Source organism: Acuticoccus sp. MNP-M23 (genome assembly GCF_031195445.1).
Classification (GTDB): Bacteria; Pseudomonadota; Alphaproteobacteria; order Rhizobiales; family Amorphaceae; genus Acuticoccus.
Genome location: NZ_CP133480.1, coordinates 4,613,842 through 4,626,746 on the forward strand (window position 1 = coordinate 4,613,842; position 12,905 = coordinate 4,626,746).

The 12,905-nt window shown below is 66.0% G+C and carries 11 protein-coding genes and 1 tRNA gene; 4 read left to right on the forward strand and 8 right to left on the reverse strand.

Annotated elements, in window-relative coordinates; genetic code table 11:
* Positions 1–22: 22 nt before the first annotated feature.
* Together RDV64_RS21215 and RDV64_RS21220 are read left to right on the forward strand one after the other, a co-directional pair.
* Complete coding sequence (locus RDV64_RS21215) at positions 23–1,102, forward strand: FAD-dependent oxidoreductase (RefSeq protein WP_309196963.1); 1,080 nt, start codon at positions 23–25, stop codon at positions 1,100–1,102.
* Between the two features lie 296 nt (positions 1,103–1,398).
* Complete coding sequence (locus tag RDV64_RS21220; RefSeq protein WP_309196964.1) at positions 1,399–2,685, forward strand: DEAD/DEAH box helicase; 1,287 nt, start codon at positions 1,399–1,401, stop codon at positions 2,683–2,685.
* A gap of 106 nt (positions 2,686–2,791) precedes the next feature.
* On the opposite strand, the gene RDV64_RS21225 is transcribed toward RDV64_RS21220, so the two are convergent.
* From RDV64_RS21225 to RDV64_RS21235, 3 genes are all read right to left on the reverse strand, one after another.
* The gene (locus tag RDV64_RS21225; RefSeq protein ID WP_309196965.1) at positions 2,792–3,844 is read right to left on the reverse strand and encodes a permease; all 1,053 of its coding nucleotides are present in this window, start codon (positions 3,842–3,844) and stop codon (positions 2,792–2,794) included.
* A gap of 52 nt (positions 3,845–3,896) precedes the next feature.
* Positions 3,897–4,211: a metalloregulator ArsR/SmtB family transcription factor gene (locus RDV64_RS21230; protein ID WP_309196966.1), complete on the reverse strand. Its 315-nt coding sequence runs from the start codon at positions 4,209–4,211 to the stop codon at positions 3,897–3,899.
* A gap of 87 nt (positions 4,212–4,298) precedes the next feature.
* A complete protein-coding gene (locus RDV64_RS21235) occupies positions 4,299–5,150 on the reverse strand; it encodes an SDR family oxidoreductase (protein WP_309196968.1) in 852 nt (283 codons plus the stop codon).
* A 96-nt stretch (positions 5,151–5,246) separates the two neighbouring features.
* Here RDV64_RS21235 and RDV64_RS21240 point away from each other — a divergent pair, with 96 nt between their 5' ends.
* Positions 5,247–7,088: a glycoside hydrolase family 15 protein gene (locus tag RDV64_RS21240; protein WP_309196969.1), complete on the forward strand. Its 1,842-nt coding sequence runs from the start codon at positions 5,247–5,249 to the stop codon at positions 7,086–7,088.
* Positions 7,089–7,107: 19 nt separating this feature from the next.
* Here RDV64_RS21240 and RDV64_RS21245 read toward each other — a convergent pair whose 3' ends face one another.
* From RDV64_RS21245 to RDV64_RS21265, 5 genes are all read right to left on the reverse strand, one after another.
* Positions 7,108–7,830: a FadR/GntR family transcriptional regulator gene (locus RDV64_RS21245; protein WP_309196970.1), complete on the reverse strand. Its 723-nt coding sequence runs from the start codon at positions 7,828–7,830 to the stop codon at positions 7,108–7,110.
* A 171-nt stretch (positions 7,831–8,001) separates the two neighbouring features.
* On the reverse strand, positions 8,002–10,191 hold the full coding sequence (locus tag RDV64_RS21250) for an AAA family ATPase (protein ID WP_309196971.1): 2,190 nt from the start codon (positions 10,189–10,191) through the stop codon (positions 8,002–8,004).
* A 94-nt stretch (positions 10,192–10,285) separates the two neighbouring features.
* Positions 10,286–10,639 (reverse strand): STAS domain-containing protein, encoded by a 354-nt coding sequence (locus RDV64_RS21255; RefSeq protein WP_309196972.1) that lies wholly within the window; start codon positions 10,637–10,639, stop codon positions 10,286–10,288.
* Between the two features lie 70 nt (positions 10,640–10,709).
* Positions 10,710–11,585, reverse strand: a complete 876-nt coding sequence (locus RDV64_RS21260; RefSeq protein WP_309196973.1) for a VOC family protein — start codon at positions 11,583–11,585, stop codon at positions 10,710–10,712.
* Positions 11,586–11,648: 63 nt separating this feature from the next.
* A complete protein-coding gene (locus tag RDV64_RS21265) occupies positions 11,649–12,767 on the reverse strand; it encodes an ABC transporter ATP-binding protein (protein ID WP_309196974.1) in 1,119 nt (372 codons plus the stop codon).
* Positions 12,768–12,802: 35 nt separating this feature from the next.
* On the opposite strand from RDV64_RS21265, the gene RDV64_RS21270 reads away from it, so the two are divergent.
* Positions 12,803–12,877 (forward strand) — tRNA-Glu (locus tag RDV64_RS21270).
* Positions 12,878–12,905: the final 28 nt, after the last annotated feature.

Genomic DNA, 12,905 nt, shown 5'->3' on the forward strand with positions numbered 1-12,905 from the left:
CCTGCAGCAGGATCTGGCGATCATGCATGTCATCATCTGCGGCGGCGGCATCATTGGCGCGGCAACGGCGTTGTTTCTGGCCCGCCGCGGGGTGCGCACCACCGTTGTGGAACGCACCGGCGTGGCCGCAGCCGCGTCAGGCAAATCCGGCGGCTTTCTTGCGCGGGACTGGTGTGACGGTACGCCGGTGGAACAGCTTGCCCGGCGCAGCTTCGCACTGCACGCAGAACTGGCCGCGGAGGGTTTTAGCCCCTGGGGCTATCGCGGGTTGACCACCTATGCCGGCACCGCTGATTTCATGCGCATCGCGGCCCGCCCGGCGCCCGCGATCGACAAACCCGCCCGCTGGATGTCGCCCGAAGTGCAGATCACACAGACCATCGGGCTTCCGGTGGACACTGCGCAGGTTCACCCCGGCGCCCTGACCGACGCGCTGATGCGCGCTGCCGTCCACGCGGGCGCCACCCTCCTGGCCGGCGAGGTCACGCGGGTCTCCCACAGCGCAGGTGCTCTTGAATCCGTTGAGGTCGACGGCCAGCCCATGGCCTGCGACAAGGCCGTCCTTGCCATGGGTCCCTGGACAAATCTTGTGGAAGGGGCGCCCGTTGCGCCCGTCTTCGGGGTGAAAGGGCACAGTCTGGTGTTCCAGACCGGCGGCGACATTCCGCCCGAGGCGCTCTTTCTGCAATGCCGCGACCAGACCGGCGCCATCCTCTCGCCTGAGATCTTTCCGCGCGCCGATGGCACCACCTACGTCTGCGCAATTTCGAGCGAACCGCCGCTGCCGGCCCACGCCGCCGCCGTGGAACCCGACCCTGCCGCCAGCGCACAGCTGGAACGGTTGTGCGCCGCCCTCTCCCCGCACCTGACGCCGGAATGGATCATCGCGCGGCAGGCCTGCTTCCGTCCCATGGCCGCCGACGGGTTGCCGCTGATCGGCAAGGTGCCGGGTGTCGCCGATGTGTTTGTGGCAACCGGCCACGGCGTCTGGGGCATTCTGAATGGTCCGGCCACCGGCGAGGCGATGGCGTGCCTCCTCGTCGACGGCCACAGCGGCGCCGTCGACCTTGCCCCCTTCGACCCGGCACGCCTGTCGGCCTGACCGCCACGGCATTCGTGCAATGCATCCGCGGGGGGTCTGGATCCCACGCAAAACCTTGCGGCAACAGGGGGCATCGTCTATCTACCGAACAGTGTTTGCGCGTGGACGGTCGATTATCGTCTGGCAAATGCAAGCTTCTCGTCGTGGTCGTCGGTTTGTGTCGTCGGATCGTTGCCGGGAAGGGTGCCCGTAGGGGTGCGTCAATCCAAGGCAGCTGATCTACGCAAGCTTCCATCGCCGAAGACATGCCGCTGCGCTGCACTTCAGTGTGTGCCACGGCTGACGAAAGATTTAATTTGACCAAGTTTACCGACCTCGGCCTTGCCGAGCCGCTTCTGCGTGCCGTCACTGCCGAAGGCTACGAGAGCCCCACGCCCATTCAGGCGAAGGTGATCCCGCCGCTGCTCGAAGGCCGCGACGTTCTGGGCACCGCGCAGACCGGCACCGGCAAGACCGCCGCGTTCGTTCTCCCGCTCCTCAACCAGATCCACGCAGACGGCGGCCGCCCGGCCTCCAAGTCCTGCCGCGGTCTGATACTAACGCCGACCCGCGAGCTCGCCACGCAGATCGCCGAGGAAATCCGCCGCTACTCCAAGTTCATGCGCGCTTCGCTCACCGTCGTCGTCGGCGGTGTGAAGCCCGGCCCGCAGATCCGCAATCTGGCACGCGGCGTTGATATCGTCGTCGCAACGCCTGGGCGTCTGCTCGACCACCTGCAGACCGGCGCCATCGACCTGTCGCTCACCAAGTTCGTGGTGCTCGACGAGGCCGACCAGATGCTCGACCTCGGCTTCCTGCCGCCGATCAAGAAGATCCTCGCCAAGGTGCCGCGTTCGCGCCAGACCGCACTCCTCTCGGCCACCATGCCGAACGAGATCCGTGGTCTCGCCGCGCAGTTCCAGAAGGACCCGGCAGAGGTTGCCGTTGCGCCGGTCTCCCGCCCGATCGAGCAGATCGAGCAGTCGGTGATTGCAGCGGACGCGTCGACCAAGAAGGACGTGCTCGCCAAGCTTCTGACCGAAGCGGACGTGACGCGCGCCATCGTGTTCTGCCGCACCAAGCACGGCTCGGACAAGCTGACCAAGCACCTCAACAATGTCGGCCTGCGCGCTGTCGCCATCCACGGCAACAAGAGCCAGAACCAGCGTGAGCGTGCGCTTGACGACTTCAAGAAGGGCGAGACGCCCATTCTGGTCGCGACCGATATTGCAGCCCGCGGCATCCACGTGAACAACATCTCTCACGTGTTCAACTACGAGCTGCCGGAAGTGGCGGAAGTCTACGTCCACCGCATCGGCCGGACTGCCCGTGCCGGCACCACCGGCATTGCGGTCTCGCTGTGCGATCCGGCAGAGCGCAAGCTCCTGCGTGCGATCGAGCGGCTGACCAACATCCCGCTGACCCGCGCCGGCGGCACCACGGCGGGCTTCCTCGCCGACGAGCCGGACCGCAGCGGCCCGTCCCGCAACAGCCGCCGCCGTCCAGGTGGTGGCAACCGCCGCCCCGGCGGCCCCGGCGGCCGCCCCCAGGGCGCGTCGCGCGGCGAAGGCCGCGGCCGCTCTCCGCAGGCGGCCTACAACTAGGCTTCGGCTTTATGGGCCAAAGAATGCAAAACGGCGGGGCCTTGGCCCCGCCGTTTTTGTTTGTCCCTGACCCGGTGGCCGATGCTGACAACGAGGCGATCCCGTTTCAGGACGCCACCGCCTGAAAGATGAGCCCGGCCGCAAACGAACCCGTCAGCGCCAGCGCAACGTAGAGCGCAAACACGGTGCGCTTCACGAGCGCGAAGACCGCGATGGCCGCCGGAATGGAAGTAACGCCGCCGGCAACCAGAAACGCCAGCGCAGCGCCAGGGGCCATCCCCTGCTCGATCAGGCCCGACACCAGCGGCAGCGCCGCGTACCCGTTGAGGTAGGCTGGCACACCGACCACGGTTGCCGCAGCAATCGGCACGATCCCCGCGCCGCCGACGACGGACGACACAAGGTCGGCCGGCAGGTACGCGATCATCAGGCTTTCCAGAAGGAATGCGAGCGTCAGCCATTTGCCCAGGAACAGTGTGGTTCTGCCCGCCTCCCGCCAGAACTGCCGAAGCCGCGCGTCATCGTGCCAGAAGGACCACACCACATCCTTGCGGGTCCGCACGATGGATCCGCCGCACGCGCCGTTGCCGACGCCCTCGCGCAGCGGCTCGGCCAGCCCCCCCATCCGGACGATCGCGAGTGTCGCAAAGCCGCCGAACAGCCCGAGGCCGACCGCGGCGATCGTCTTTGCCACGGCAAATTCACTTCCGAGCAGGCCCGCCGTCATCATGAACATCGACGGGTCCATCACCGGCGAGGCCAGCCAGAACGCCATGACGGCCGAAAGCGGCACTCCCATCGCCAGCAGCGCGGCAATCAGCGGGATGACCCCGCACGAGCAAAATGGCGAAAGGCCGCCTGCAAGGGCTGCCAGCAGGATCATCACAGCCGGCGCACCGGTAAATGCGCGGGCGATGAGACCATCGGCGCCCGTTGCCCGTGCCCATGCCGCAATGAGGATGGAGAGCAGCAGGTAGGGCGCGGTGTTCACGAGGCTCTGCGCCGTGAAGACCGCGCTTGCCGCCCCCTGCGCAGGGCTGAACAGCGCTATTGCGGCAAGCAGAGCCGCGGAGACCAGCCATATGCGCACGCCCGGCCCCACCCGGCGCACGAAACCGGCACTAATCGCACGGGTGTTCAGATCGGTAACAGTCATCATCACGATACCTCTAGTAAAGTCGTTATGTTGGACGTGCAAACGCGGCTCTTCATCAGGCGGCATCGTCTTTGACGAGGGTGACGCCGGTGCAGCACTGGTCGGTCAGGAAGGCGACGGTCCGGCTCATCACATCGTAGTCTGCGCGGTTGATCACCTCGCGGCCGCGGCGCTCCTGCGCCACCAGCCCGGAGGCGACCAGCGCCGACAGGTGGTGCGCAAGGGTCGACGGCGGCCGCCCCAGCTGCGCCCCGATGTCGCCCACATTGAGCCCATCATGGCCCGCGCGAACGAGCAGCCGATAAATCTCCAGCCGCACTTCATGCCCGAGGGCGGCCAGGGCCTGCGCCGTCTGTCGTGTTCTGTCCATAGATCACGATATAACTAGATTTGTCGTTTCGTCAACAGCATCGCGATTGCGTGGCAACCAGTCCGGGGGAGCCGGCAAGCGGCCCCCTCACCCCCCTTCCGCAAACCCCGGATAACACGTCATCCCGCCGTCCACGAACAGCGTCACCCCCGTAATATAGTCCGCCATGTCGGACGCGAGGAAGATTGCCGCCTGGGCGATGTCTTCCGGCTCGCCGATGCGGTTGTAGGGGACGAGCTCCATCAGCTTGTCGTAGGCTTCGGGGGTGTTCCAGGCGTCGGTGTTGATGGGGGTGCGGATGGCGCCGGGGCCGATGGCGTTGACGCGGATGCGGCGCGGCGCCAGCTCCTGCGCTAGGCTCTTCATCATCATCTGGATGCCGCCCTTGGAGGCCGCGTAGTTGATGTGCCCCGCCCACGGGATCACCTCGTGCACCGAACTCATGCAGATGATCTTGCCCGCCGCCACCGACACTTCCTGCTTCACGCCGCGGCGGTCAAACTCCTTCACCGCCTCGCGGATGCACAGGAACTGGCCGGTGAGGTTCACGTCCATCACCTTCTGCCACTCGGCCAGCGTCATGTCGGTCACCTTGGCGTCGCGCTGGAGGCCCGCGTTGGGAACCAGAATGTCGATGGTGCCGAGTGCCTCGATTGCCGTCTTGAACATCGCGGCAACGTCGTCCTCCTTCGACACGTCGGCGTAGACGGCAACGGCCTTGCCGCCTTCCTTCTCGATGGCCGCGACCACGTCGTTGGCCGCCTCCTCGCCGACGACCCAGTTGACGGCGACCCTGGCACCGGCGCGCGCAAGACCGATGGCGACGGCGCGGCCGATGCCGGAATTGGCGCCCGTCACCAGCGCGGCCTGCCCCTCCAGAAGCTGCGGCTGGCTGCGATAGTTCGGAAGCGTCGTGTTGAAAGGTCCGTTGCTGGACATCTGGATCTCCGTTCGTCTGTCAGGTCGTCTCGCATCGCGGGGCGCGTTCCACTACCGTGTCACGTCAATTGAACGAGACGAAGGGGACGAGCCTCAATGGCGTACCAACCTATTGATAACTACGCCATCATCGGCGACATGCATTCCGCCGCGCTGGTCAACCTCAATGGCTCGATCGACTGGCTGTGCCTGCCGCGTTTCGATTCGCCCTCCGTCTTCGCCCGGATGCTCGACGATCAGAAGGGCGGCTTCTTCCAGATCAGCCCGGTTGAAGAGGCCAACACCAACCACCGGCAGAATTACTGGCCGGATACCAACGTGCTGGTCACGCGCTTCCTGCTCCCTCTGGCTGCTGCCGAGCTGGTGGACTTCATGCCGGTGGGTGACGGCTCCCACTACAAGAGCTCGCACCGGCAGGTAATCCGGAAGGTCACCGCAGTGCGCGGCTCCATCGACCTGCACATGTCCTGCCACCCGGCGTTCAACTTCTCGCGCGACACCCATACGGTGGAGATTCAGGACGCAGGCGCGGTCTTCCGGTCCGAAGGCATCGGCCTTGCGCTGGTATCCTCCGTGCCGCTGGCCGTGGAAGGCGGCGCCGTCACCGCCAATTTCACGCTGAATGCGGGCGAAAGCGCCACCTTCATCCTGCGCGAGTTCGTCGATGAGGCCGACATTCCGCACCGGATGAGCGACGTCGACTGCGAGGCCTCGTTCAGGGCCACGGTCGAATATTGGCGCAACTGGTTGTCCCAGAGCACCTATCGCGGCCGCTGGCGCGAGATCGTCGACCGTTCGGCGCTGGCGCTGAAGCTGATGACCTACGCACCCACCGGCGCCATTGTCGCCGCGCCCACCACCAGCCTGCCGGAAGAGATCGGCGGCGAGCGCAACTGGGACTACCGCTACACCTGGCTCCGCGATTCTGCGTTCACGGTGTTCTCGCTTGCCCGCCTCGGCTTCATGGACGAGTGCGTCGCCTTCGCCGAGTTCCTGCAGAACGTGGCGCAGCACCCCAACGACGACGGGTCGCTGCAGATCATGTACGGCATCGACGGCCGCTCGAACCTTGAGGAAGAGACGCTCGACCACCTCGACGGCTACATGGGCTCGCGCCCCGTGCGCACCGGCAACGGCGCCTACAACCAGCTCCAGCTCGACATCTACGGCGAGCTGATGGATGCGCTCTTCCTGCTGAACCGCGAAATCAAGCCCATCGGCTTCGACGGATGGAAGACCGTGGTGAAGCTGGTCGACTTCGTGATCGACCACTGGCAGGAGCCCGACGAGGGCATCTGGGAAACCCGAGGCGGGCGCAAGCACTTCGTCTATTCCAAGGTGATGTGCTGGGTCGCCATCGACCGCGGGCTGAAGATCGCCGCCGACCGCTCCCTCCCCTGCGACTTCCTCAAATGGACCGAAACGCGCGACGCCATCTACAACGAGGTGATGGAGAAGGGCTGGGACGAGAAGCGCGGCCTGTTCCTCCAGAGCTACGGCAGCGATGCCATCGACGCGTCCAACCTGATGATGATCATCACCGGCTTCCTGTCGCCCAGCGAGGAACGGACCGACCGGTTTCTGGACGCCGTGATGAAGTCACCCAGCGAAGGCGGCCTCGTCGCCAACTCGCTGGTCTACCGCTACAACCACGAGCATACGTCGGACGGGCTTCAGGGCACCGAAGGCACCTTCAACCTGTGCACGTTCTGGCTGGTGAACGCGCTGGCGCGGGCCGGGTGGCACAACGAGGAGCGGCGCGATCAGGCGCGGCTGATCTTCGAGCGGATGCTGGGCTTTGCCAACCATGTCGGCCTTTATGCCGAGGAGACGGGGCCGAGCGGCCAGGGTCTCGGCAATTTCCCGCAGGCGTTCACGCACCTTGGGCTGATCACGGCGGCGATCAATCTCCAGCGCGCCCTCGACGGCGACAGCTAGAACCCGGTGCGCGGTGCGGTCAGGTGGCCTCCGGGCCACCTCTCCAGCCGTGCATGATGACGACGCGCATCGCCGCTTCGGCGGCGTCGTCGTCGCGGGCCTCGATGGCCTCGCCCAGCGCCCGGTGGCGGCCGGCCACCCGCACAGTCTCCGCCGGGTCGGACGCCGGCGACGAGTTCTGCAGGACGTTCATGAGCACCGCCTCGATCACATTGCCCGTGCAATGCAGCAGCGGGTTCTTTGTGGCCTCGAACACCGCTCGGTGAAATTCAAGGTCGACCAGCGCAAAGCTCTCCGTGGTGTGCGGCTCCAGCATCCGGTCGGCCAGCGCCAGAATTGCCGCAGCGTCGCCGTCTTCGCGGTTTTGCGCGGCGAGACGCGCCGCCGACGGCTCCAGCGCAAGCCGCATTTCGTAAAGGTGGCGGATGAAATTCTCGTCCACCCCCAACTCGAAATGCCACTTCAGAAGATCGGCATCGAGGTAGTTCCACAGGCGCTTGTCGGTGACGCGGGTCCCGATGCGGGTGCGCGGAACGACCATGCCCTTGGCGGCAAGGGTTTTCATCGCCTCGCGCAACACACTGCGCGAAACACCGAACTTCTCTCCCAGATCCTGGTCACCCGGCAGAACGTCGCCCACAGCATACGTGCCACCGACAATGGCAAGGCCGAGACCGTTCACCACATGCGAGTGGCTGGTTTTCGGACCGCCGCCGGACAGCACGGATTTCAGAAGTGTCATCTAAGGTTCCCTGCGACGCCCGCAGGCTCCAATGTGTTGTGAGCCAGAGCAGCAACATTAGCAAAATGTTAAAGGCAAATAGCAAGAGCTAGCTTAGTTTGCGGGCCTTCCTGGAAGCGCGCTGTCCGCATCAAGTTCAGCCGGACCCGCACCAATTAACCTTCGATCCGGTCAGGTATCGCCGCCCGGCTGGCCGGCAAGCTGCCAGTAGCGTGCCGCCCGTTCGGGCCGGGTGGATGCTTCGTACTGGACGGCGACAAGCTCCGGCTTGGTTTCGGCAATTTCAGGGAAATTGCGTTCCAGCGTTTCGGCCACCTTGCGGTGCCGCTGCCGCGTTTCCTGCGGCACGATCGAGCCATACGCCGCATCGCGCATCAGCACATGGCGGAAGCTGTAGGCGGGGTGCGCGGAAAACTGGTCCTCTTCAAAAATGTCGTGGGCGGTGAGCTTTTCCATCGCCTCGTCAAATTCCGCGTCCCCCAGTTCGCTCAGCATCTGAAGGAGCGGGCGCGGGCATTCCTCCCCCACCACCGCAGCCCACTGGGCCAGCGGGCGCGCGGTGCCGCATTCCAGAAGGCGGCTGAGGAGGAGCCCCTGAAGGCTGTCCGGCACCAGGTCCGGCGCCAGCACCGCGCCCCCCGCTGCCGCCGATCCGCGAGAGCCGGCAAGACGGGTGATTTCGCGCAGGTACAAAGGCACACCGTCGCTGCGGCCGATGATCGTATCGATCAGGCGGGCCGGCAGCCCCGCCTCCTCTTCCAGGCTGCCGAGGAGCTTCAGGCTCTGGCTCCGCGTCAGGCGGGACAGCTTGAACTCCAAGGCAGTGCGGCCGTGGTCGGCAACGTCTTCCACCGGCGTGCGGCTGGTCAGGACGATCATCAGCGGAAGCGACGAAAAGCGTTCGATCAGCGCCCGCAGCGTTTCCTTGGTGGCCCGGTCGCCCCACTGCATGTCGTCGATCCACAGGACATGCGGGCGCGCTTCCACCGCTGCCGTGATCATCAGGAGAATGGTCTCCATGGTTCGCTCGTAGCGCCGTTGCGGACTGAGCCGCAGGGCGGAAAGCTCGCTGTCGGCGGCAGTCACGGTCAGGAGCGAGGCGAGCATCGGCAAATGGTCTTCCGCCGGCCTGCCGGTCACCTCCAGATAATGCTCGATCTTGGTGAGCGCCTCCAGCCGCGGGGTGCGCAGGTCTATGCCCAGAAGCGCACGCACCAGAATGAGCAGAGGATAAAACAGCGTGTTGCTGTGGTGCTGAGAACAGCGGCCGACCAGAACCTCCGTTTCCGCAAGCCCCGCACGGTGGATGAACCGCTTCACCAGCTCGCTCTTGCCGATCCCCGCCTGGCCGAGGATGGTCGCGATCTGGCCGTGCCCGGCCTTGGTCTTGCGCCACGCCGCCTCGAGCTGAAGGAGCTCGTGGTCGCGGCCGACGAACACCGCGTCCTCCGCGCCAACGGCATCCAGCACCGGGGTAGCGTTGTCGAGGCGCAGCAAGTCCGCGTCTTCGCCGGTGGCAAGCTGCCGCGTCACCTTGGAAAAGGTGGCTCCATCGCGCACCAGATCGGCGGTGCGCTGGTCCAGGAAGATTTCGGATTGGGTGCCAAGCGGGCCGGTCACCCGCAGGGGCGAAACACCCAGAAGCGCGGTCACATCATCGCTGTCGGACACCGGACCGAGAATTGCACGGCCGGATGTGACGCCGGCGCGCATGACGATTTCCAGCTCGTCGGCCCGCGCAAGGCAGGCGTTTGCGGCGGCTGTTGCCACGAGGGCCGGTTGCTCCAGCGCCGCCGGGTAGCCAGCCTGAATGATGAAGTTGGACCCCAGCGACCCCACCATCACGCAGGCATGGTGCATGGCGATGGCGCGGCATTGCTGAAGAAAGTCGAAAAGATCGCCCGACCGGTCGACCATGCTGCCGCCCAGCGGCGCAAAGCTGATGTCGACGATGGCCACGAAACGGCGCTCCGGCCCGCTGACCTGCTCGGCCAGCGGCGCGGCAGCCGCCGGCTCGTCGACATCGGGCGTGCCCTGTCGCTGCGGCGCGTCATCGGTCGTCACGTTGCCGACGAAGCGGTAACCGACGCCGTGCAGCGTCTGGATCGGCACGTCCGCATCCCGCGGCTGGCCGAGAGCAAGGCGGATGCGGCTGAGACAACGGCTGAGCGTGCCGTCACTCACCACCGCATTGGGCCAGCAGTGCGCCAGCAGCTCCTCGCGCGCCACAACACGTTCACGGTTCTGCAGGAGAAAGTGGAGAACGTCGAACACCTTGGGTTCAACGGGAATGAACGTATCCCCATCCAGCAATCTGCGTTGGCCGACGTTGAGCGTGAACGAGCCGAAATGAAATGCCATTGGCGTCCTCAACATCCCCGACGCTGGCTGCGTGAAACGGGCCACCGCGCGTTCCGACGCCCGCAAATCCCGCGCGGCCCGCTCGCTTGATGTCTCATGCGGTGTCCAGGCTGAGCGAGGCAACGGCGTCCGCCACCGTGCCGTACCGCTCGAACAGCTTGTCGAATCCGGTCAGAACCAGAATGTCGTCAACATCGGGGCGCATGGCGGCGAGCGCGAATTCGCGGGACTGGGCGCGCATCCGCTTGTTGAGCTTCAGAAGAACCCGGAGGCCCGCGCTGCTGATGTAGTGGACGCCGCCAAGGTCGAGGACCATCGGCGTGCCGGTCTCGCCGACGAGCGCGATCGCCGCGGCCTCGAACTCGGGCGACGTCACGCTGTCGACCCGGCCGTCCACCTTGACCACGGCCACGCCGCGCTGTGTCTGGTTCGTGACCTCGATCGGCATCGGCACTGTTACTCCGTGAGCATCGCCAGCCTTCTGAGCCGGCACCTTGCTTCTAGCTTCACAGTCCGTTTCAGCCAAGCCCGGCTGCACCGCGGGGTCCTGCCCCGTCATCGAACACAACGGCCGCGCCAATTCCGTATTCGTCGGCCACCACAAGCGTATCGCCACCGTCAACGAACGCGACGTTCTGTGCCGCCAGTGTCGTGCGCAGACTGTCCAGCGCGGCGACCCTGAAGCCCACCGCATGGAAACCGGGCACCGCAGGATCCGCCGCGACAGACGGGAACATGGCAGCCCATCTTGCCGGTGACAGCATCGTGATCCGGGCGGTTCCCGTGGCGACGGAGAGGCGGTCCGCATCCTCGGTTACGCTGTCTGCGTAAAGCGCGCGCCAGGCGCCGGCCAGTGCCATGGGATCCGGCGCAAGGCCCCACAGGTCGGTGAGTGCGCCGGCGCCGTTGGAATGCTTCAGATAGTCAGGCCGCCAGACAACGTCCGGCGTATGGTGCTCGCAGACGAAGGTGTAGAGCGCCGGCAACGCACCGGCGCGCATCGGCGCGATGGAAAACGAGGCCTCCCGCTGCCCGCCCGGCAGCTCCACCGGACGTGAAAAGTCGACCGGATCGCCCTGTTCGATGCCCAGTTCGGCAAAGCGGCCATGGGCTGCCGCCGCCTCGCCCTTGAACGCGGCGCCGAATGGATGGCGCCCGCGCGCTGCAAAAAAGGCCCGCTTGTCCGCGTTGGCATCGGCAGGCTGCCGCACCACCATGATTTCGAAGTAGGTTTCCCTGTCCGGCAGCATGATGGTCACGTTTTCGGTGCCAAGCGCATCGCCGTGGTAACCGGGCGGCGTGGGGCGGAAGCCGAGGCGGTGCAGGCCCGTGACGGCGGTGCCCAGATCGTCATGCAGGATCAGGACGTGATCCAGTGGCATCGTCACGCGCATGGGTGTGTCTCCTCGTTCGGGCCGGCTTGTCTGCACTGTAGCATTTTCGGAAGGCGCCCGGCATCAACCCGGCGGCAGGGCCCAGCCCCCGGCGAACCCGAGGCGCACCGGCCCATCCCCCGGCGGCTGACGGGTTTCCGCTGCAATCGAAAACGTGCCGGTGTCCACATACATTTCGAACATGCCGCCGCGGTAGGCCGTGCGCTGCACCGTGCCCGAAAGCGGCCCGTCTTGCGAAAACACGACATGGTGCGGCCGGATCACCACCCGCGCCGGCCCCGCCGATGTGCCCGCCTCGCACGCCACCGGCCAGGTGGCACCGCCAGCGTCCGCCGTTGCCATCGTGCCGTTCACGTCCCGCAGCGTTGCGTCCACAATGGTGGAGCGGCCGATGAAGCGGGCGACCGGCTCGCTCGCAGGTCGCTCGTAAAGCGCCTGCGGGGCGGCCACCTGCAGGATGCGCCCGCTCTGCATCACGGCAACGCGCGTGGCGAGCGCCATGGCCTCGCGCTGGTCGTGGGTGATGTAGAGCGTCGTTGCGCCGGATGCGGCGTGAACCCGCGCCAGCTCGTCTTCCATGGTGGCGCGAAGATGCACATCGAGGTTGGCGAGCGGCTCATCCATCAGCACCGTGGACGCACGGGAGGCAAGGCACCGGGCCAGCGCCACGCGCTGCTGCTGACCGCCCGACAGGCCCGCGGGCTTGCGTTCGGCAAACGGCTCCAGCGCCACCGCCTTCAGCGCACCATCCACAATGGCAGCCGCGTCCTTGCGGGAGAAATTCCCACTTTCCACAGGAAAGGCGACATTCTTGCGCACACTCATGTGCGGCCACAGCGCGTAGGACTGAAACACCACCGCAACGCTGCGTCCCTCCGGCGGCACGCTGTGGCCGTCTCCGGCCACCGGTGCGCCGGCAAGGCTGATGGTGCCGCTGTCTGCCGTCTCAAGCCCCGCAATCAGCCGCAACAGCGTGCTCTTGCCGCAGCCGGACGGGCCGAGCACCACAAAAAATTCTCCGTCCGCGATATCGAGCGTCACGTTATCCACAGCGGCCGTCTTGCCGAAACGCTTGGTCAGGCCGCGCAAACTGATGCCGGCCGGCCGCCCTTCCGGTCCTGCATCGCAGAAATTTTCGCGTTTTCCGTCATTCGGGTGCGTGACCCGGGTTGTCTCAATCACCATGCCTGCCTATAAACCGCCCTGCCGCGAGTGATGCGCCCTTCGTCTATCGGTTAGGACGCCAGATTTTCATTCTGGAAAGAGGGGTTCGACTCCCCTAGGGCGTGCCACCCGCGGCTCTCCAACACATCCACACGA

What these genes read in the sequence shown, in the direction of transcription:
- RDV64_RS21215 (WP_309196963.1), top strand. Translation starts at nt 23, where the DNA reads ATGCATGTCATCATCTGCGGCGGCGGCATCATTGGCGCGGCAACGGCG.
- RDV64_RS21225 (WP_309196965.1), bottom strand. Translation starts at nt 3,844, where the DNA reads ATGATGACTGTTACCGATCTGAACACCCGTGCGATTAGTGCCGGTTTC.
- RDV64_RS21240 (WP_309196969.1), top strand. Translation starts at nt 5,247, where the DNA reads ATGGCGTACCAACCTATTGATAACTACGCCATCATCGGCGACATGCAT.
- RDV64_RS21235 (WP_309196968.1), bottom strand. Translation starts at nt 5,150, where the DNA reads ATGTCCAGCAACGGACCTTTCAACACGACGCTTCCGAACTATCGCAGC.
- RDV64_RS21255 (WP_309196972.1), bottom strand. Translation starts at nt 10,639, where the DNA reads ATGCCGATCGAGGTCACGAACCAGACACAGCGCGGCGTGGCCGTGGTC.
- RDV64_RS21230 (WP_309196966.1), bottom strand. Translation starts at nt 4,211, where the DNA reads ATGGACAGAACACGACAGACGGCGCAGGCCCTGGCCGCCCTCGGGCAT.
- RDV64_RS21245 (WP_309196970.1), bottom strand. Translation starts at nt 7,830, where the DNA reads ATGACACTTCTGAAATCCGTGCTGTCCGGCGGCGGTCCGAAAACCAGC.
- RDV64_RS21250 (WP_309196971.1), bottom strand. Translation starts at nt 10,191, where the DNA reads ATGGCATTTCATTTCGGCTCGTTCACGCTCAACGTCGGCCAACGCAGA.
- RDV64_RS21260 (WP_309196973.1), bottom strand. Translation starts at nt 11,585, where the DNA reads ATGCGCGTGACGATGCCACTGGATCACGTCCTGATCCTGCATGACGAT.